We start from the raw sequence: 19,158 nt of genomic DNA, 5'->3' as shown, positions 1-19,158 counted from the left end.
CTGCTGGGGACAGTTTATAACCAGCCAAAAATGTGACCAACAAACCAACCGTAAAGCACAAAAAATAGCAATCCTTCCCATTGTGTTACCTGTTTATCTTGGGTGACAAAGAAAAACAGTAAAGTCGCCGCCAGCATGACCGGAAGAGCATTAATTAAGATCTCATCAGGGATATCTAACGGTTTAATCAGTCCCGGCACTCCCATAACGATTAAGGAGTTAAAAATATTGGAGCCGACCACATTTCCGATCGCCACTTCTGCATTACCTTTTCGAGCGGCAGAAATAGTGACTACCAACTCCGGTAAAGATGTCCCTAAAGCCACTACAGTAACGGCAATAATCTCAGTTCCCAGATGGAAAATTTCTGAGAGTTTAATAATCGATTCAATGGTATAGTTAGCGCCGACAAAGATAAAAACCGCGCCCAAAATCACAATCGCCAAATTCACAATCACAAATCGAGTGGAGTTCACCTCCTCGTCAATTTGCTGGTCATTATCCTCTTGACCTTCTCGGATAATATAAACCAGATAAATCACAAATCCGATGAGACATAACAGAGCTTCTCCGGTGGTGAAAAAATCATCACTAATGGTAAAATAGAGCAAAATAGCGGAACCAACCAACATAGGTAGATCCACAGAAATCAGGTCATAATTAATCTTCATCGGACTACTGATAACGGCGGCAACCCCAACAATCAGAAAAATATTAGTAATATTAGAACCAATAACATTACTAGCTACAATTTCTGATGTATCTCGATAAACGGCTACCAGAGAAGAAACCAGTTCAGGAAGAGAGGTACCGATCGCCACAATGGTCACGCCCACAATAAAGGGACTCAAGCCGAAAAATAGCCCCAGTTTACTAGCTGATTCTGTAAAGGAATCCGAGGCATAGATGAGAACCGCCAGACTAACTGCAAAAATCCCTATCCAAATAAGTGCTTCTAACATTTTGACTGCCTGTTGTCCATCAAGTAAATAGTGAGCCCCAAGAGAGCGCGGTTTAATTTATTTTTATTTTATATGGCTTGTGTATATTTGGGTAAATATAGATTCTGTTCTGTGAAAAAACCGGGATTTAATAGTCCATAAATCCACATAACTAAACAACGAAGAGTTGACCTAATGCGATAAAATCAGCCAGTATAGATGTTGATCACCCTTGGGGATGGTCAAAGGGCCGATTTGTATATAATCGGCAAAAAATATCATGTTTTCTGTAATCCAACCACTGCGTAATCGGCAGCCGAAAATTATGTCTTCTCTAATCCAACAGATGCGATCGCGATTTGAAACAGCCCTAACTGATGCCTTTGGGGAAACCGTCAGCGGGACTGATCCATTAATAGTTAACAGCAGTAACCCCAAATTCGGGGATTATCAGTGCAACGTTGCCATGTCCCTAACCAAAAGGCTCAAAAGTAACCCTCGCCAGATAGCCAGCACCATTATAGAGCATCTTCAAATTGATGATATCTGCTCCCCTCCAGAAATTGCCGGACCTGGGTTTATCAATTTGCGCCTCAAATCAGAGTACCTAGAAACCCAACTTAATGCTAAATTAACTGACCCTCGGTTAGGAATCGCCCCGAATGGAAACCCACAAAACGTGATTGTAGACTTTTCTAGCCCCAATATTGCCAAAGAAATGCACGTTGGTCATTTGCGATCGACCATTATCGGGGACTGTATCGCCCGGATTTTAGAGTTTGAAGGTCATCAGGTGCTACGACTGAATCACGTTGGCGACTGGGGGACACAATTCGGGATGTTGATTACTTACCTACAGGAAAAATACCCCTCAGCCTTAACTACTGCTGACGTTTTAGATATTGGGGATTTAGTCGAGTTTTACCGTCAAGCCAAAAAGCGGTTTGATGAAGATGAAGAGTTTAAAGAAGCCTCTCGCGATCAGGTAGTCCGTTTACAATCAGGATCCGAGGATAGTCGCCGCGCCTGGGAATTACTTTGTGATCAGTCTCGCCGGGAGTTTCAACAAATCTATGATCGCCTTGATATTAAACTCACCGAAAGGGGTGAATCATTTTATAATCCCATGTTGGCGGAAGTGGTGGCGGATTTGGAAGCATCTGGGTTATTGGTGGAAGACCAAGGCGCAAAATGCGTATTTTTAGAAGGATTTACCAATAAGGAAGGAGACCCCCTACCATTAATCGTGCAGAAGTCCAATGGCGGCTATAACTACGCTACTACGGATTTGGCCGCGGTGCGTCATCGGATTAACACGGAAGGTGCTACTCGTCTAATTTATGTCACTGATGCAGGTCAGGCTAATCATTTCGCCCAGGTGTGGCAGGTGGCCCGTCGGGTGAGGTGGATACCCGATGGGGTGGATGTGGTCCATGTTCCCTTTGGTCTCGTTAAGGGAGAGGATGGGAAAAAGCTAAAAACTCGGTCTGGGGAAACGGTCAGGCTGCGGGATCTTTTGGACGAAGCGGTTAAACGCGCTCAGGAGGATTTGGAAACTCGCCTACAGCAGGAAGGACGCGCAGAGTCTCCAGAATTTGTGCATCATGTGGCGGAGGTGGTTGGTATTGATGCGGTTAAATATGCTGATTTGAGTCAAAATCGCACCAGTGATTATATCTTTAGTTTTGATAAGATGCTGTCTCTACAGGGTAACACGGCTCCCTATATGTTATATGCCTATGTGCGGATTCAGGGGATTAGCCGTAAGGGGAGTATTGATTTTGAACAGGTGGGGGATAGGGCGAGTATTCATTTACAAGACCCTTCTGAGTTGACTTTGGCTAAACATTTACTACAATTACATGAGGTTATCGATACGGTAGCCCAAGAGTTGTTGCCGAATCGATTGTGTCAGTATCTGTTTGAATTGAGCCAGAAGTTTAATCAGTTTTACGATCGCTGTCCAGTTTTGAAAGCTGATGAATGCGATCGCGCTTCTCGTTTAGCTTTGTGTCACTTAACGGCTGAAACTTTGAGGCTGGGTCTATCCCTATTGGGGATTTCGGTATTAGATCGAATGTAAGGGCTTTGCCTAAACTTTACAAATTTTTGCATAAAGTTCACACAATATGCTTGTTTTTTGTGCTTCTATGGGTTATTATCTAACTTATAGAATCCGAAAAGACCTTTACCTAACTGGGAAAAACGGATAACTAGACTGACTATTAAATTGGGTGGTCTACTCGATATTTGACTGGACACTGATAGGGGACTTTTTTGAAAGTTCCCTTTTTTCATGGCTAGGGCTGGGAACTGTGGATATTCAATAATTATTACTGGTCAATTACTTAGATATTTACCATGGCTTTTTTTCAATCGTAGGGCTGTCGGGTTTCAGAATCATAGTCTTCATAGGAGGGTGGGTTTCCCCCTAATTGAAGTCGATCGCGATCGGATGGTAGTCTCTGGGAGGAGCGTTCTGGGGGTAAACTGGGTTGGTGGGAAGGGCGACCTTTACCCGTGAAGGTTCCCCAACCGACACGGATACCTGCGACAATACTCCCAGTCCCGATTTTTAGTTGTTTCGCTTGTTGTTTAGCGCTGCTAATACTGCGATCAACTTGTTTAACTACTTGGTTAGCACTTTGGACTCCTTCGGCTACATCATCTGTCAGATCGCTAATTTCCATCCCCGTTAGGCGAATAGCCTCTAGGGTGGGAGGAAATTCCCGCGACAGGGTATCAGCTAATTTTTCGACGCTGCGTGCTGCTCTCCCCAAGGCGAGTATCGCCGGGAGTGCTGCAATTAATAAGGCGGTCAGGCTGACTGCAACCAATAATAGGGACAGTCCTAGCCAAAAAATAGGATCAAGCACAACAATGGTAGGATTCGGCGATAACGGACAACACTATGATATCGAAACTGGCGATCGCTAGTGTCTCTTCGCTCCAAACACGATAACTATTTTTAGCGGCGATCGCTTTTCGTCTCCTGGGGTTCAGCCAAATTCTGATTCTCAAGTTCCGATAGAGTCTGACGTTCCATCTGACTCGCTTCTAGTCCGGCGGCGATCGCTTCTTTTAGTCGCACTAGCGTATCATCCCAACTACGCAAAGCTGATGCTGACATTCGTTCAGCTTGATTTTGCACTGTGGTTGATACATCTTCCGCTAACTCCGGGAGAGTCGCCGCCGATTTTTGTAATAGTTTTCGAGTCTCGCGACCAGACCGCGGCGCAATCAGTAGACCGACTACTGTACCAAGGGCAGACCCAATCACTAGACCGCTAACAAATAATCCAGAACGGTTTTTTGACATATTTTCTGATCAATATCTGTACATATAATTTTAGGCAATCTGATGAAGCTCACCCCACCTGCCTTGGGCAGGTGGGGGTGTCGGTGCTAACCTGGAACCGTGCTAGTCCACAGGTCACACAAACAAGCCCAGCTTCTAGGCGATCGCCCTCGAACTTTGGCTCGAGGGCTCCTCACTGTCCTTTCGGCGAGTGAGCTGAAGAATACCTCGTGCAGCAATATTGAGCGCCCCATTGAGGTCGGCATTGTATCGCTTGCCCGAGGAAAATTTAGCCAGGGCATAGTTTTGGCCGTCTCGCCCTTTCGACTCCACTGCCGTCATAAGCCAGTTTTGAGGTATAGGCGGCTACGACATCAATGACCTTACCGCCTATTTCTTGCCACTTCATCTCGGTCAAATCTCGAATCATCCCTTTGAGCCATCCATGAAAGCGTTGGCGCAGTAAGGAGCGTTTGCGCCCTCCCTTAGCCTTCCATCCTTTCAGGTTCTCAAAGACAATGGCATCGGCATTGAACTGTTGGGCAATCTGCACAATACGCTTCGAGACAATCTGCCCAATTTGACGGTTGATATTACGGCATTTGCGGTAGGTATGAGAGCAGAAGCCTTTCTGGAGACTTCCACCTAGCCCCATTGTCTTACTAGCTCGTTTAGATACCGATTTCAGCCGCTTATCTCGACGGTCGCCGTTCCGCTGGACGCAGGTTCCAGCGGCTGCGGCGACTTCGTCTATGTCTCTGGCTGGGTGAATAAACTCCCGATAGGTTACAGTGCCGTCAAAATTCACGACTGCCACAGTAGCGGTGGTGTTGATACCCAGGTCAACACTTACAACTCGACCCTCTCCCTCCCGTTGAGGTGGATGACACTCAAATGGAACTGAGAGATGACAGGCTTTTTTCTGCTCATTGAAGATAAGGGACGGTGACAGCAGCTTGTTACTATCTACGGTATGCCGTTCTCGTAGGCTGGTTATCTCAATGGTAGTCCAGACCCAATCAGTTCCGTTAAATACCTTGATGTCGATGCGGTCATAGCCATGGAGTTTATAGCACTGACCCTTATACAGGGTCGGATAACAGCCACTGTTGGGATTGAGTACGGGAGGTTTAGCATCCCGACGTTGACGAGTTCCCGATTGCCATTCCCGATATCGGGTCATGTAGCTACTGACTTGGCCAGCGGCGAAGACGATGGCAGCCCTTCGGTAGTAGCTGGGGAACTTGTAAAAGGTCTGGTCAAATTGCCAGTATTTGGGGTTGGGGTTCTTGGCGGTTTGGTGAATCAGTTTCTCAACGGCTAGAACCCGTTTTTGACTCGATAACCCTCCGATAGACGGCCAATGGGTTAAGAGAATTCCCATCAAATGCCGACAGACACCTAGGGAGACCTCAACCGTTTGGCTCAGAAGCACTCGCGCTGCTGCTGTCGGGTTAAGATTCCATCGGTCTGTACGGATGATTGATGTGGTTTGTGCCATAACGGTATGATAACCCAAGGTTTGTCAGATCGGCGGCTCCTTGACCCCCACCTGCCGTTCGGCGAGGTGGGGGAATGCATCGCTATTTTTGTTCGTGCGAGACGTTTAGGAGTGAAATAGGGCTGCAATGCCTGAAATAACTTCCTAGTGGGACTTTCACACCTTGGTGAAATATAAGGGACTCGTACCCTGACCATCCCATAACTGTTTATATGTCCCAACGCTTGGAGAAATCTAAGCAAGGCAGGGAACTCAAGGTCAATCCCATTTTAAGAAATCGCAATATACCGTCCAAGTATACCTAGGAGGAGTATTAAACCCACTTGGGGCGATTATGGGATAGAGTAACGGCGATAGCCACCCCCAATTTGAGGATTCACACTCCTAGGGTTGAAGCGGGGAACGGAAGGCGTAATAGGGGAACCTACCTCTCACTCGACCACTGCCAACCATCCATGACTAAGGAAATCTGAATGTTCCGACTTGAACCATCGTCAATAGTAAGTAGCGAAATAGGTTGATACGCTGCACTCAAAAGAGTAAGGAGAAAAGTAGGAGTCTGAGCACGCTACCTACACAGACCTTTTTAAGTAACCCGGTGGATAGGACAAGTCTAAAGATGGAATGCCCGTATAAACGGAACGTTTAAACCCCTTTTAGGCTCTCAGTAGTGTTGTGTCTATTGAGTAGTCAAAAGTGTAAGCGTATACCTTTAAGGGGAAAGGATGTGACTGAAAGCTAATGCCTAACTGTAATGGTTAGGATATGCCCACTAGTCACGGTGTGGATATAGAGACTGCGGTAAGTAGGAGTCCTACGGCGAAAGCGAGTTTAAAGACTACGTATGTCATATAGCTCTGAAAGTTGAAGTCATAAAGCGGGGGGTTGTAGTCCCGTTCCTACTGACAATAGGGTATTCACATTAGGAGCCGTGTGATGTGAAAGTATCAAGCACGGTTTGGAATTGGAGTTGGCGAAGGTGACTTCCCTTTCGACCATAACAACGAAAGAAAATTTAGATACTACTGAGCAGGTCTCCTCCGTCGTTGCCACCGCCACAGGCTTAGGCCCAAATTTACCAGGGTTAATATTTTCTGAAGCTGTTGGATTTGGACCTCAAGACGCGAATATCGCTGTTTCAGATTAGAACTGACGACCTGTTGCTTTTCAAAAACATGGGTCGTCTGTTGCAGAACCGTATTTACCCGTCGGTCTAGTAAAAGTATCCGGCGTTCTAGGCGTTCTAGTCTATAATGAAGTCTCCAAGTCCGTCTGGCCAAAGAAAAACAGCCTATGGCAATGGTGACATTCATTAAAACAACAATCCACATTTTTCTGGTTCAGTTACATACCAGACATTATACAAGATTACTTGTTGAATTTAAACCATTTCCGGTGAATTTTGATACAATAGCAGTAGTCAAGCATCCTTAGTATTTATTCCTAGTTTTAAGTTGACTTGATGCCTGAGCAGAGCCGCAGCAGTTAACCTGCTTGGTCATGAGCATTGGTATTTGGGGAGAACCATTCAAAGTGTTCCGTAATTTTTTTGACCATTTGCCACTACAGTTTTTTCTGATTGTTCCTTTTGTCACTCAGATTTTTGTCGCTGTTGGCTTAACTGGGTGGCTGTCCTGGAGTAATGGCGATCAAGCTGTTAATGAAGCCGTCAATCAGCTTCAGGATGAAATTACTAATCGGATTTAGGATCAACTTGATCAGTTCTTGATGACTCCGAATTTGATTAATCAACTTAATCGCGATCAGGTATTATCCAATAACTTGGATTGGCAAGATGGTCAACAAATGCAAAAATTGTTTAGGAGCCAATTAGAGCATTTTGATTTAATTGACTCGATTTTTTGGGGCAGTGACACTGGTGAATTTGTCGGGTTGGCACGCATTGACGGTAAACAACCTCACTTAATGATTGCCGGAGAAAAAACTAATGGCAACATTCAATTTTTTAGCTTGGATGAATCAGGAAATCCTCTGGTAATGGTCAATGAAAAACCTGATTTTCCGGTGAAAAGTCGGACATGGTATCAGGCGGCGATCGCCTCTGGGCATGGGGTGTGGGGGGATATTTTTTCCTATCATGCCTATCCGAAAATGGCTTTAGCTGCTAGTGTAGCCGTGAGGAATCCTCAAGGGCAAATAAATAATTGGGGTATTTGTCAGCAACTTTTTTTTGGACAAAATTAGTGATTTTTTGCAATCGTTAGATGTTTGTAATTATAGTAGAATTTTGATTGTAGAAAGGTCTGGATTAGTGGTAGCTAGTTCTACAATGGCACAGCCATTTCATATTTAAAATAAACAAGCATCCCGAATATATATTGATTCTAGCCAAGATAATTTAAGCCGAGAAGTTTATAGTTTTTTAATTGGTAATTGTGGTAGTTTATTTAATATTAATTAAAGTTTTAACAAAAGGTTAATAATACATCAGGATCGCTACTTTTTACATGTTTTACCATATCAGGATAATCTAGGTTTAGATTTGTTAATTGTCGTGGTAATTCCTGAGTCGAATTTTATGGAGAGGATTCACAGTAACGCTCGTTAAACGTTGTTGTTATGTTTATTAACTTTAATTGTGGCAATTTTCCTTGGTGTTTACACTTCCCGTTGGGTCGCAGAACCGATTTTACAATTGATTAAAGCTAGTGAAGCGATCGCCAATGGAGAATTCAACCATCGAGTCGATATTAAAAAAATCAGAGAGGTCAAGAAATTATCCCAAACTTTTAACCAGATGAGCAGCCAGCTACAAGAATTATTTGAAACCCTAGAAATTCGTGTCGAACAACGGACAGCAGAACTCCGAAAAGCCAAGGAAAACGCCGAAGTTGCCAATCAAGCTAAGAGCCAATTTTTGGCTCACATGAGCCACGAACTGCGAACCCCATTAAATGCAATTCTTGGTTTTACTCAACTGATGCTGCGCCAAATTAGCTTAGAAAATAACCATAACCCGAATAATTTTAGAGAGCATCTGTGCATTATTCAACGCAGTGGGTAACATCTGCTGCAACTAATTAATGATGTCTTAGATATGTCGAAAATTGAGGCTGGTCAAATCTCCCTTAATCAGAATAACTTTGACCTGTGGAGTTTACTAGATTCTTTAGAGGAGATGTTCTCTATCAGAGCCGCAGCGGAGGGATTAAAATTAATTTTTGTGCGATCGCAGACTCTCCCCCATTATATCAAAACTGATGAAAGGAAACTGCGACAAGTGCTAATTAACTTAATCGGAAATGCCGTGAAGTTTACGGAAAGTGGCTCTGTGACTCTCCACAGCGAAGTTATTGACCCACCTAGCCAAATTGATAACCAACAGGAAGCGGAGATGGTTTTACAGTTCACAGTAGAAGACACCGGACCCGGTATTGCACCCGAAGATATAGACCAGCTTTTTGAGCCATTTATACAGACGGAAACTGGCCGAAAATATCAGCAAGGAACTGGCTTAGGTTTACCGATTAGTCAGGAATTTTTCCAGTTAATGGGGGGTGATATTTCCGTATCTAGTACACGAGGGGTCGGTAGTGTGTTTAAATTTAATATCAAGGTAAATTTAGGATACCCAGAAGAAATATCAAGCAGTCAACTCCTGGCTCAAAAGATTGTTTCCTTGGCTCCGAATCAACCGAAATATCGGATTTTGGTGGTCGATGACCGCGAAAGTAACCAACAGCTTTTGGTTAAATTCCTCATTCCTGTAGGGTTTGAGGTACTGGAAGCTGAAAACGGCCAAGAAGCGATCGCCATCTGGAATCAATGGGAACCTCATCTAATTTGGATGGATATGCGAATGCCAGTTATGGACGGCTACGAAGCCACTAAACGAATTAAATCCCATTTAAAGGGTCAAGCCACCGTGATTATTGCTCTCACCGCCAGCGCCTTTGAGGAAGAACGTGAAGTTGTCCTCTCCGCTGGATGTGATGATTTTGTCCGCAAACCTTTTGAAGAACAGATTTTGTTTGAGAAAATGGCTAAACATCTAGGTGTTCGCTATATTTATGAAAAACAGATAAGCTCTCAACCTACGCGTGTGGTTCAACATCAGCCCTTAGAGGCGAATTGTTTGATGGTGATGCCAACAGACTGGGTTGTGCAACTTCACCAGGCAGCTACTGAATTAGATGATAAGCTAGTTCTACAACTTCTTGAAGAGATTTCCGAAGACCAACTGGCATTGAAGCAGAGTTTAATTGATTTGGTTGAAAGGGTGCGGTTTGATATGATTCTTAGTTTGACCCAATCGGCATTGAAGTTATGAAATCTGATGAGGTGAATATTATTCCTGGTCATATATTAATAGTTGATGACTTTCTGGAAACCCTTAATCTTTTGACAAATTTGTTAGAAGAACGCGGTCATCAAGTCCGGCGTGCAATTAGCGGGGAAATGGTACTAATGGGAGCAAAAGCTAGTCCTCCAGACTTGATTTTGCTGGATATTAATATGCCGGGAATCAGTGGCTATGATGTTTGTAAACAACTGCAATCTGAACCAAACACACGGGGAATCCCGGTAATTTTTATTAGTGCTTTTAATGAGGTTTTTGATAAGGTTCAAGCCTTTGAGGTCGGCGGGGTTGATTATATTACTAAACCCTTTCATATTGAGGAGGTTATTGCTCGCATTGAAAATCAGATTGCTCTCAAACAGGCTCAGAAGCAAATTCAGCGCCTTAATTCTGAACTGGAACAGCGGGTTCTACAACGAACTGAAGAACTAGAGTCCGCTAATGAAGAGTTAAAAAAAATGAATAGTCTTTTAGAGAGGGAGATTCTTCATCACCAACAAACACAAAGTAAGCTGCTACACATGGCTTCCCATGATGCACTAACGGGTTTACCTAATCGTGTGTTTTTTATGGATAAATTGATGCAAGCGATATCCCAAACTAAACAAAATCCAGATTATCGCTTTGCGGTGTTATTTTGGGATTGCGATCGCTTTAAGGTCGTTAATGATTCCCTCGGACATTTAACTGGCGATCGCCTTTTAATTTCCTTAGCCAGAAGGTTGCAATTAACCTTAAAAATGTCTCCCACTAATTTGGCGAGATTTGGAGGAGATGAATTTACAATTTTACTGGAAAATATTGAGAGTCCCCAAGCCGTTACCAATATTGCTAAACGCCTACAAAAAGCCTTAACTTGGCCGTTTCAACTAGATGATAAAGACTTGTTTTTAGAGGCTAGTATTGGTATTGTTATCGGTACATCAGAATACACAGAACCCGAACAAATCTTGCGGGATGCTGATATTGCTATGTATAAGGCAAAAAGTCAAGGTCGCGGCTGCTATCGGGTTTTTGATGGCACAATGCACGATGATGCTCATCGCAGATTTCAACTAGAAAATGAACTGCGATTAGCAATAGAAAATAATCACTTTGTCCTCAACTATCAGCCTATTATTGAACTCGCAGATGGCTCCGTCATAGGCTTTGAGGCCCTTTTGCGTTGGCATCATCCCGAACATGGCATAATTTCCCCCGCCGAATTTATTCCCATAGCTGAAGATACTGGGTTAATTATTCCTATTGGTTTATGGGTTTTAGACCAGGCGGTTAAACTAAACAGTTAAATGAGTGGCAAAAAAAAGGGTTAATTACTCACGGGTTTCGGATGAGTGTTAATTTGTCAGTTAAGCAGTTTACTCAGCCTTATTTGATTGAAGAAATCGACCGTATTCTGGTTAAAAATAACTTTCAAAGTTGTTACCTAAAGCTGGAAATAACCGAAACGGCGATCGTCGAAAATCCCGAAGCTGCTAGACAACTTTTACAACAGCTTACTCATCGCAATATCCATTTGAGTTTGGATGACTTTGGCACCGGTTATTCCTCCCTAAGTTATTTACATAGGTTTCCCGTTAACACTTTAAAAATTGACCGTTCATTTATTACTTGTATTGGCACACCTAACGAAAACCTACAAATTGTTGATGCCATTATCACCCTCGCTCATCAATTGCAAATTAGCGTAGTTGCGGAAGGTATAGAAACCGCCGAACAACTCGCTAAACTTCGCAGTTTAGGCTGTGACCAAGGACAAGGTTACTATTTTTCTAAGCCAGTGGAAAGCATCATTGCTGAGAACTTGCTCAAACAGAGAATCTTATGTTAAACTTGAAACAACTATGAGAGAATCATCTAGTTATCAGCTTCCCGTTCTAATAACAGGGTTACAGGACCATCATTTTCAATATACACATTCATCATCGCTCCAAACTCACCTGTGGCGACTTTTAACCCACTTATTCGGAGCTTTTCAATAAATAACTGATATAACTTTTCGGCAGCTTCTGGAGCCGCTGAACGCTCAAAGGATGGACGGCGGCCCTTGCGACAATCTCCGTAGAGGGTAAACTGACTCACAACTAATAATTCTCCTCCAATATCTTGCACGGATTTATCCCAACGTCCGCTATGATTATCCGGGTCGGGAAATAATCGCAAATCCAGACATTTTCTAGCCATCCAGTCTAGTTCTGCTTCTGTATCCGTCGCTGAAATACCCACCAGCAGATTTAGTCCTTGATTAATTTTACCAATAATTTGACCATTAACTGTGACCTGTGAAGATTTAACTCTTTGGATAACAACTCGCATAGGTTACTGATTGCTTAATTTGACTGAGAGGGTAGGCAACCATAGAAGGTTGCCACTACCATCTAACTACCTCGAAAAGCCTTGACCGCGAGTTGGGGAAGGTTTACAGAAACAATTTTCAACCTGAGATTTTAGGGTGGGTTTATCTAGGTTTTGACCAATTAACACCAGTTGGGTTTTTGGGGAACCTTTCCACTCATCATCATCAATGGAAAATCGCTTACCGCTGAGGTGGAAAATATGACGTTTCGGACTTTCATCAAACCAGAGAATTCCTTTAGCGCGAAATATATTAGCTGGTAATTGATTGTCTAAAAAATATTGGAATTTCCGCAGGGATAGGGGGCGATCGCTCTCAAAGGAAATCGAAGTAAACCCATCATTTTCTAGGTGGTTAGAATGATGGTCATGGTGGTGATGATGTTCGTGTTCATGGTCATGGTCATGGTCATGGTCATGGTGGTGATGATGTTCGTGTTCATGGTCATGGTCATGGTGATGATGGTCTGATTCTTCCCTGTGTTGGAAATACTTGTCAGACTCAAATAAACCCACACTGAGAATCAAAGGAAGGGGAACTTGAGAACGTTTAGTTCTGAGGATTCGAGCATCTTTTTTCATGTCTCGGAGGCGAACTTCTAGCAGATCCACATCAGCCTCATCTACCAAATCAGTTTTATTGAGGATAATAATATCCCCATAGGCGATTTGACTCTCCGCCGCTTGGCTATTAAACAAATCCAAACTAAAGTTTTCACAGTCTACCATAGTGACAATGGAATCGAGGCGAGTCATGTCTCTTAATTCCGTCCCCAGAAATGTCAAAGCCACCGGTAGCGGGTCAGCCAAACCCGTAGTTTCAACTACGATATAATCGACTTTTTCGGGGCGTTCCAGGACTTTGTAAACTGCGTTCACTAAATCTTCATTAATGGTACAACAAACACAACCATTGCTTAGTTCTACCATAGTATTATCTGAGTCGGTAGCCACAATTAACTCGTTATCAATTCCGACTTCGCCAAACTCATTAACCAAAACCGCCGTTTTTAAGCCAAGCCTTGTTGGTTGGAGAGTATGTAGTTAAGTTAAGAAGGGTAGTTTTACCGCTACCGAGAAAACCGGTAATAATTGTCACAGGTAAAGCGGCTTGGGGTTCGTCCATGGTCTTTTCGGGATGGGGATTGACTGCTGATTGCATAGCCCTACTGTCCAAAATGTTAGAAACTCGAGAATCTCCAGTTGTTATTTTATCGCAATTACTGAATTTTATTTAATAAATTTGCATAATCCTCTCTCGGAGGTGCGGATAAATTCGCACAATTCCCGGACTAATTCTGAGGTAAACTCAGATTCTAGTTTTTCCAGAGCTTGAGAAATATTGAGATTTGACCTATACAGGATTTTAAAGGCTTGCTGAAGTTCCCGGCGCTGTCCTTCGTTGAAGCCAGACCGTCGCAGTCCGACCACATTCAAACCCATAACGGTATTAGTGCTGAGGCTGCGGGTGATACAGAAGGGGGGAACATCTTTTTGGATAGCACAGCCGCCAGACATCATGGCTAATCGCCCAACTCTGGTAAACTGGTGAATGAGACAGTTACCGCTGATAAAAGCCCGATCGCCTACTTGGGCATATCCAGCTAATAAGGCTCCATTGGCAATAATCACGCGATCGCCTACCTTCACATTATGACCTATATGATATGGGAGTTAGCCATCAATAGGCAATCATTACCCACCAGGGTCATTGAACCTGCCTTAGTGCCGCGATGGATAGTTACACCTTCACGGATTACACAATTATTACCTATTTTGACTGAGGATGGTTCGTCTAAGAATGCTAAATCTTGGGGTGTGTCCCCCAATACCGCCCCGGCATGAACTTGGGTGCGATCGCCTAGGGTAGTTCCACATAGAATGGTAACATGGGATGCGATCGTGCAGTGGTCGCCAATTGTCACCCCCGCTTGAATATAGCTAAGTGGTCCAATTGTTACATTCTCGCCTAATGTTGCACCCGGTTCAATTATAGCTGTGGCGTGAATCGTCATCTGTGGATAGAAGGTTTGATGGGAGACGACATAATCATACCATTACTGCTCAATTGGTGGGTGAGTTGATTTGTATCTGTCATCAATCAATGATTATCGATAGGTCTAACCCTACCAGCTAACAGCTAAACCCCGTCAATGAATAATTAATAATTAATAATTAATAATTAATAATTATCACCGCCGTAGGGTGCGTCACAGGGATAACCTATCGGGTCAACGGCCAATTTTGTTCATCTGACGCACCGCCCCTATCGTGGTCAAGAAACCCGGTTTATCAAAGAAACCGGGTTTCTAAGCAAACGGTGGGGTGAGAGAACTAACAGCAGAACCCGCCTCTACAATTAATAATTATCACCCTCGTAGGGTGCGTCACAGGGATAACCTATCGGGTCAACGGCCAATTTTGTTCATCTGACGCACCGCCCCTATCGTGGTCAAGAAACCCGGTTTATCAAAGAAACCGGGTTTCTAAGCAAACGTTGGGGTGAGAGAACTAACAGCAGAACCCGCCTCTACAATTAATAATTATCACCCTCGTAGGGTGCGTCACAGGGATAACCTATCGGGTCAACGGCCAATTTTGTTCATCTGACGCACCGCCCCTATCGTGGTCAAGAAACCCGGTTTATCAAAGAAACCGGGTTTCTAAGCAAACGTTGGGGTGAGAGAACTAACAGCAGAACCCGCCTCTACAATTAATAATTATCACCCTCGTAGGGTGCGTCACAGGGATAACCTATCGGGTCAACGGCCAATTTTGTTCATCTGACGCACCGCCCCTATCGTGGTCAAGAAACCCGGTTTATCAAAGAAACCGGGTTTCTAAGCAAACGTTGGGGTGAGAGAACTAACAGCAGAACCCGCCTCTACAATTAATAATTATCACCCTCGTAGGGTGCGTCACAGGGATAACCTATCGGGTCAACGGCCAATTTTGTTCATCTGACGCACCGCCCCTATCGTGGTCAAGAAACCCGGTTTATCAAAGAAACCGGGTTTCTAAGCAAACGTTGGGGTGAGAGAACTAACAGCAGAACCCGCCTCTACAATTAATATAGCATTAGTCAAGGTGGTTAGGACGCAGCTTTGAGAACGGAATCCATGGCATCATGGAGAGAATCAAACTGCTCACGTGCAGTGGCGAATACGGGCTTTCAGCCACGACCAACATTTCTCTATCTTGTTGAGGTCTGGCGAATAAGGTGGTAGATAGAGTAAACGGCCTGAGAGGGTGACAATAGAGCTAGACTGATTGCTGTACAAGGGATAGAGCATTTAGTCCTTGCCGAAAATTCTGAGCTTTATGAGGCTTGAGGGCCATTAATGCTAACATCTCTTCTTGCCAGAAAACTAGCGACTGGCTCCAAGCATAACCCGATAATCCGAGCCCAAAAATACTGTGATGGGGAAAATTATTAGGAGTTTTTTCGCTTCGACCGAGGTAAGCTACTAAGTGATTAGCTTCCCACTCATGACCTCCTAGTGTCGCCAGCCAATAAGCAAAAGTAATCAACAAAACCAAGGCTAAAAATCGGGTTGAATCCACCCGAGTAGATTCCATATTATAGCCCCCACTTTGACAATCTCTAAACATCATTTCGATACCCCACCGCGCTTGATAAAGTTGCTTAACCAGCTTGGGGTTATCAAGCGTAGTTAGTAAATACCAAGGTTTTTTTACCTTTTTTCCTCGGTGAATTTTTTACCAATAAACTCCTAGGTTAAATCCATGAATAGGTGCAAATTTTTGCAAGGTTACATTTTTAAAAAAATGGGATTCGCCCGACTTAAATCCTTGAGTTTTTAAAGACTTACCTGGCTGGCATGAGGTAGCTACAAAAGCACTCTTTTTCTGACGAAATACAACATTTACACCCCTTACTCTGAGCCAGTCCGCGAGTTGAGCACTATGAAACTCACGGTCTCCTATCACTACAACCGGATAAGGTTTTAAAAGAGCCAACACCGGCCCTAATACCCGTTTCTGTTCCCGGAAAGAGCTACTGCCTAACTTTGGGAGTAGCTCCCAATATATTGGTAAAGCATGATGTCCCCAAATTATCGTGACCATCAGGAGATTTCGGTCTCTCCATTGAGTGCGGTCGAGAGCAACCGCTACATAGTTTTTGGTTTTCAATCTGAATTTTGAGCGCTTTCTCCGTTGCTCTCTATTTAAATGTTTTTCTCTAAATTCAGATTTGAGAGCGGCCTTGATTATTGGGAACCACAGCAACTTAGCCGAAAGTTGGGGGAGTTTCAGAAATCGTTGGATATTTCGGAGGCGACTACTGTATTGTATTGAATGGGTTGTGGAAAAACGTTGGCGAGGGTTGGGTTGATAATCTGACTTGCCGATAACTTTGAAGCATCAACACTAAGAGTTCTAACGTCTGTGCTTGACTCTCGCTCAAATTGATTCGTAATAGTTTTTGGTATAATGTCCTTAGCATTTTTTGTCAGGGTGGCTCCCAAGGCCACCCGCTTTTTGACGATATCTCCATTATCTCAAACAATTGCCCTGTCTGGGTTTGACCTCCGTTGTCACCCTCTCAGGTAAACGGCATTGAGCTGCCTCCACCAGTTCAGCAATCCGCCCCCCTTTATGAAACGTTGCATTGTCCAATACTAGAGTCTGACCTGGCTTCAATGTTGGAATTAAGATGAACTCCAACCACAACTCAAACACTGTCCGATTACAACAACCCTCAAAGGTAAAGGGAGCTAAGAGTTGTTGATGACACCATGCGGCTATATAGCTTACCCTGCCCTGCCTCTTCCCTGATTTGAGGGCATGGAAGCGTTTTCCTTCCTCGCAGTAACCATAAGGATAATCCGAGTCTTGACTATTCATGCCAGCTTCATCGAGGTAGACCACTTCTTCCGGCTCCATCTGTTCAATCTGAGCCATAAACTCCTCTCGCTGTTGCTCATCACGTTCTTGGTAGCCGTAAGTTTTTTTTCTGGTGAAGCCAATTTTCTTCAAGGCTCTGGATATGGTGCGAGGAGAGATGTCGTCATCCCAAAGTTCAGCCATTTGAGCGGAGGTTTTGTGGCCATGCTCTTGGGCAAAAGCCTTGAATTTCTGCCAGTCGGTAATTTTGTGGTTATTGCCAGGTCGGTGATGAGGTTTAGGGAGGAAGTCTCCGGTCTGTGCTTTTCTTTGCAGCCAGAGATTAATGGTGTTCCTGCTGACATGGAAAACTTGACTGGCTTCTGTTTTGGGCATACCGTCTAGTTCAATGGCATCAATAACTTTTTGTCTGAGGTCGTAACTATAGGGGGCTGGCATTTTTGGTCTTCTTAGTCATCTCGTCCTCTCCATTATACGTCCTATCCTAAGTGTTCTGTCTTGTGCTATACATCAGGAGCCGTGTGCTGGGAAACTCGCAAGCACGGTTTGGAATTGGAGTTGGGGAAGGTGACTTCTCTTTCGACCATAACACAGTCAGGCTAGGAGCCGTATGAGGTGAAAGTCTCACGTACGGTTTTGTATGGGAGGGGGAGATGGCGACATCTCTCTCGACCCCTACTCAGTTCGAGGAAGGTATGGAAGAGCAGAGAGAGGATATTAAGGGTTGCCAGTAAAGAGGAAAGATGCTGCTTACCATGGCCGAAATTGTGTTCCAGATTGTAGCCCTTGGTCTTGAGGGTGTTGTGGTTTTCATTTTCCACCTTCCACCGGGTTCGCCCTGCCAGCACGACTTCTGCGACATTTTCCTCACTGAGGGGATAATTCGTAGCAAAGGCATTGTGATAGCTCACCTGGCCATCGGCAGTGGTGACGGTGAGTTCGCACCAGTTGACCAACAGGGCATCATCACTGTCTCTGAGCGGCACGGCGTTGAGATAGCGGTAGGTATAGGTTTCCTCGACTTTCCCGGTCCAACCAAGGGTTGTGACTGTGGGTAGCTCAATGCCATCAAGGTGTTCATGGAGGGTGGTGTGGGACTCCTGACGACAGACGAGGATGAAGTTGAGTTGGTGCTTTAGAAATTGCTCACACAAGGGTTGGTGACAATACAGGTCATCCCCTAAGACCGTAACGTTCCATCTAATGATACGTTCCCCTTGCCGCGATAATCACCGTTTGGCTGCCGCCGTCTCACAGTCCTGCTTGTCATGACCATCTTGGGGCACGATAAATTCAGGAACCAAGGGAATCAGATGCTTTTGTCCTGGACAAACGATGACCGCAGTCACCACCCCATGGAAGTAATGGGTTGCCCCAGACTTATAGGTGCGTGTCGAGCACTGGGGGCAGTGGATTTTCTCCGAACTCAAATATTCAGTCCCATCCAACGCCACTAACAGACTGTTGACAATAGAACGGAATTTTACCAACTGCCCCTGGACTTCGAGCACCGGCAAGATATCCTCAAAGACCGGAAAGATGTGGTCTGGTGACACTGTCGCCCAAAAATCCCGGATGTGGTTGTCGCCGGGAATTTGATGAACCCCAAACAAGCTTTGAGCATTGCTCTTGCCTTTGTTGCCTTCCATCGTGCGTTGATAGGCAAGGAATGATGGGGTTTGAGTGAAGAACACACTAAACGCGCGATTGGCTGCGTCTTCCATCCCATAGTGGCTATTCTTACCAGTAGGCTTGTCCGGTAACGAGGACAAACGCTGGCGAAAAGAACTGACGATTGTGTCAAACAACTCATGTTTTTCCAACGGCTCTGACCCTATTGGCTCTTGGATGTCCTTACAGTACAGTACCCCAT

At 44.4% G+C, this 19,158-nt stretch carries 13 protein-coding genes and 6 pseudogenes; 6 read left to right on the top strand and 13 right to left on the bottom strand.

The window, feature by feature from the left end:
• Positions 1–14: 14 nt before the first annotated feature.
• The gene (locus tag XZ46_RS16525; protein WP_006624793.1) at positions 15–962 is read right to left on the bottom strand and encodes a calcium/sodium antiporter; all 948 of its coding nucleotides are present in this window, start codon (positions 960–962) and stop codon (positions 15–17) included.
• A gap of 304 nt (positions 963–1,266) precedes the next feature.
• Here XZ46_RS16525 and argS point away from each other — a divergent pair, with 304 nt between their 5' ends.
• A complete protein-coding gene (gene argS / locus XZ46_RS16520; RefSeq protein WP_146743214.1) occupies positions 1,267–3,024 on the top strand; it encodes an arginine--tRNA ligase in 1,758 nt (585 codons plus the stop codon).
• 289 nt (positions 3,025–3,313) lie between these two features.
• Here argS and XZ46_RS16515 read toward each other — a convergent pair whose 3' ends face one another.
• From XZ46_RS16515 to XZ46_RS29960, 4 genes are all read right to left on the bottom strand, one after another.
• Complete coding sequence (locus XZ46_RS16515; RefSeq protein WP_006624795.1) at positions 3,314–3,817, bottom strand: hypothetical protein; 504 nt, start codon at positions 3,815–3,817, stop codon at positions 3,314–3,316.
• Between the two features lie 92 nt (positions 3,818–3,909).
• Positions 3,910–4,260, bottom strand: a complete 351-nt coding sequence (locus XZ46_RS16510) for a YtxH domain-containing protein (RefSeq protein WP_006624796.1) — start codon at positions 4,258–4,260, stop codon at positions 3,910–3,912.
• 268 nt (positions 4,261–4,528) lie between these two features.
• Positions 4,529–5,740: an IS200/IS605 family accessory protein TnpB-related protein gene (locus XZ46_RS35470; protein WP_048895141.1), complete on the bottom strand. Its 1,212-nt coding sequence runs from the start codon at positions 5,738–5,740 to the stop codon at positions 4,529–4,531.
• Positions 5,741–6,762: 1,022 nt separating this feature from the next.
• Complete coding sequence (locus XZ46_RS29960) at positions 6,763–7,071, bottom strand: hypothetical protein (RefSeq protein WP_006624800.1); 309 nt, start codon at positions 7,069–7,071, stop codon at positions 6,763–6,765.
• Positions 7,072–7,240: 169 nt separating this feature from the next.
• On the opposite strand from XZ46_RS29960, the gene XZ46_RS36865 reads away from it, so the two are divergent.
• The 5 genes and pseudogenes from XZ46_RS36865 to XZ46_RS16480 all read left to right on the top strand — a co-directional run bounded on the left by XZ46_RS36865 (position 7,241) and on the right by XZ46_RS16480 (position 11,892).
• Positions 7,241–7,447: a hypothetical protein gene (locus XZ46_RS36865; protein ID WP_008055064.1), complete on the top strand. Its 207-nt coding sequence runs from the start codon at positions 7,241–7,243 to the stop codon at positions 7,445–7,447.
• A 21-nt stretch (positions 7,448–7,468) separates the two neighbouring features.
• Positions 7,469–7,945, top strand: coding sequence for a PDC sensor domain-containing protein (locus XZ46_RS36860; protein ID WP_008055066.1), 477 nt, complete (start codon positions 7,469–7,471; stop codon positions 7,943–7,945).
• Positions 7,946–8,339: 394 nt separating this feature from the next.
• Positions 8,340–8,765 (top strand): histidine kinase dimerization/phospho-acceptor domain-containing protein, encoded by a 426-nt coding sequence (locus XZ46_RS36855; RefSeq protein WP_157234541.1) that lies wholly within the window; start codon positions 8,340–8,342, stop codon positions 8,763–8,765.
• A 33-nt stretch (positions 8,766–8,798) separates the two neighbouring features.
• Positions 8,799–10,031, top strand: a complete 1,233-nt coding sequence (locus XZ46_RS36850) for an ATP-binding protein (RefSeq protein ID WP_006624804.1) — start codon at positions 8,799–8,801, stop codon at positions 10,029–10,031.
• Positions 10,028–11,892 (top strand): annotated as a pseudogene (locus tag XZ46_RS16480) (EAL domain-containing protein). The gene XZ46_RS36850 and the pseudogene XZ46_RS16480 overlap by 4 nt, the downstream one beginning before the upstream one ends.
• A 26-nt stretch (positions 11,893–11,918) precedes the next feature.
• Here XZ46_RS16480 and dtd read toward each other — a convergent pair.
• From dtd to XZ46_RS32790, 8 genes and pseudogenes are all read right to left on the bottom strand, one after another.
• Positions 11,919–12,377 carry a D-aminoacyl-tRNA deacylase gene (gene dtd / locus XZ46_RS16475; protein WP_006624807.1) on the bottom strand — a complete coding sequence of 153 codons (459 nt, stop codon included), beginning with the start codon at positions 12,375–12,377 and terminating at the stop codon, positions 11,919–11,921.
• A 66-nt stretch (positions 12,378–12,443) separates the two neighbouring features.
• Positions 12,444–13,578 (bottom strand): annotated as a pseudogene (locus XZ46_RS37365) (CobW family GTP-binding protein).
• Between the two features lie 68 nt (positions 13,579–13,646).
• Positions 13,647–14,048: a hypothetical protein gene (locus tag XZ46_RS36845; protein ID WP_322786883.1), complete on the bottom strand. Its 402-nt coding sequence runs from the start codon at positions 14,046–14,048 to the stop codon at positions 13,647–13,649.
• A 26-nt stretch (positions 14,049–14,074) separates the two neighbouring features.
• Positions 14,075–14,431 (bottom strand): DapH/DapD/GlmU-related protein, encoded by a 357-nt coding sequence (locus XZ46_RS36840; RefSeq protein ID WP_230428068.1) that lies wholly within the window; start codon positions 14,429–14,431, stop codon positions 14,075–14,077.
• A 1,076-nt stretch (positions 14,432–15,507) separates the two neighbouring features.
• A pseudogene (locus XZ46_RS36835) lies at positions 15,508–15,655 on the bottom strand (transposase); the annotation flags it as partial.
• A gap of 22 nt (positions 15,656–15,677) precedes the next feature.
• Positions 15,678–16,884: pseudogene (locus XZ46_RS16460) on the bottom strand (IS4-like element ISAtsp5 family transposase).
• 104 nt (positions 16,885–16,988) lie between these two features.
• Positions 16,989–17,723: pseudogene (locus tag XZ46_RS16455) on the bottom strand (IS630 family transposase); the annotation flags it as partial.
• 161 nt (positions 17,724–17,884) lie between these two features.
• Positions 17,885–19,081: pseudogene (locus XZ46_RS32790) on the bottom strand (transposase).
• Positions 19,082–19,158: the final 77 nt, after the last annotated feature.

Origin of the sequence: Limnospira indica PCC 8005 (assembly GCF_000973065.1) — a bacterium.
GTDB classification, from domain to species: Bacteria; Cyanobacteriota; Cyanobacteriia; order Cyanobacteriales; family Microcoleaceae; genus Limnospira; species Limnospira fusiformis.
The sequence above is the reverse complement of the archived record's forward strand: the minus strand, read 5'-3'. Positions and strand labels throughout refer to the sequence as shown.

Coding starts and splice junctions, on each gene's coding strand:
- XZ46_RS36850 (WP_006624804.1), top strand. CDS start 8,799: ATGTCGAAAATTGAGGCTGGTCAAATCTCCCTTAATCAGAATAACTTT.
- XZ46_RS36865 (WP_008055064.1), top strand. CDS start 7,241: ATGAGCATTGGTATTTGGGGAGAACCATTCAAAGTGTTCCGTAATTTT.
- XZ46_RS35470 (WP_048895141.1), bottom strand. CDS start 5,740: ATGGCACAAACCACATCAATCATCCGTACAGACCGATGGAATCTTAAC.
- dtd (WP_006624807.1), bottom strand. CDS start 12,377: ATGCGAGTTGTTATCCAAAGAGTTAAATCTTCACAGGTCACAGTTAAT.
- argS (WP_146743214.1), top strand. CDS start 1,267: ATGTCTTCTCTAATCCAACAGATGCGATCGCGATTTGAAACAGCCCTA.
- XZ46_RS29960 (WP_006624800.1), bottom strand. CDS start 7,071: ATGTGGATTGTTGTTTTAATGAATGTCACCATTGCCATAGGCTGTTTT.
- XZ46_RS36860 (WP_008055066.1), top strand. CDS start 7,469: ATGACTCCGAATTTGATTAATCAACTTAATCGCGATCAGGTATTATCC.
- XZ46_RS16510 (WP_006624796.1), bottom strand. CDS start 4,260: ATGTCAAAAAACCGTTCTGGATTATTTGTTAGCGGTCTAGTGATTGGG.
- XZ46_RS36840 (WP_230428068.1), bottom strand. CDS start 14,431: ATGACGATTCACGCCACAGCTATAATTGAACCGGGTGCAACATTAGGC.
- XZ46_RS16525 (WP_006624793.1), bottom strand. CDS start 962: ATGTTAGAAGCACTTATTTGGATAGGGATTTTTGCAGTTAGTCTGGCG.